Source organism: Anoxybacillus thermarum, assembly GCF_000836725.1.
GTDB lineage: Bacteria > Bacillota > Bacilli > Bacillales > Anoxybacillaceae > Anoxybacillus > Anoxybacillus thermarum.
Genome location: NZ_JXTH01000156.1, coordinates 1 through 614, shown reverse-complemented (window position 1 = coordinate 614; position 614 = coordinate 1). Strand labels below are relative to the sequence as shown.

The 614-nt window shown below is 52.1% G+C and carries 2 rRNA genes; both read left to right on the top strand.

Annotated features, from left to right (window positions below):
* Positions 1-291 (top strand): 16S ribosomal RNA (locus tag LH47_RS14890); the annotation flags it as partial.
* Between the two features lie 151 nt (positions 292-442).
* A 23S ribosomal RNA gene (locus tag LH47_RS14885) occupies positions 443-614 on the top strand; the annotation flags it as partial.

Below are 614 nucleotides of genomic sequence, written 5' to 3'. Positions count from 1 at the left end.
GGTCGCGAACCCGCGAGGGGGAGCCAATCCCAAAAAGCCGCTCTCAGTTCGGATTGCAGGCTGCAACTCGCCTGCATGAAGCCGGAATCGCTAGTAATCGCGGATCAGCATGCCGCGGTGAATACGTTCCCGGGCCTTGTACACACCGCCCGTCACACCACGAGAGTTTGCAACACCCGAAGTCGGTGAGGTAACCCTTACGGGAGCCAGCCGCCGAAGGTGGGGCAAATGATTGGGGTGAAGTCGTAACAAGGTAGCCGTATCGGAAGGTGCGGCTGGATCACCTCCTTTCTAAGGATGTCATTGATATGATGAAAAAAACGCTTTTTCGCTTCGTTTAGTTTTGAGGGAATATCCCTCAACTTGCGCCTGCGTCTATTAAAAAGGAGACGAGGTTGAAATTGTTCTTTGAAAACTAGATAACAGGCTGAAAAGTGTGTTTAGTTAAGTTAGAAAGGGCGCACGGTGGATGCCTTGGCACTAGGAGCCGATGAAGGACGGGACAAACACCGATATGCTTCGGGGAGCTGTAAGTAAGCGTTGATCCGGAGATTTCCGAATGGGGGAACCCACTGTCCGTAATGGGGCAGTATCCATACGTGAATCCATAGCGT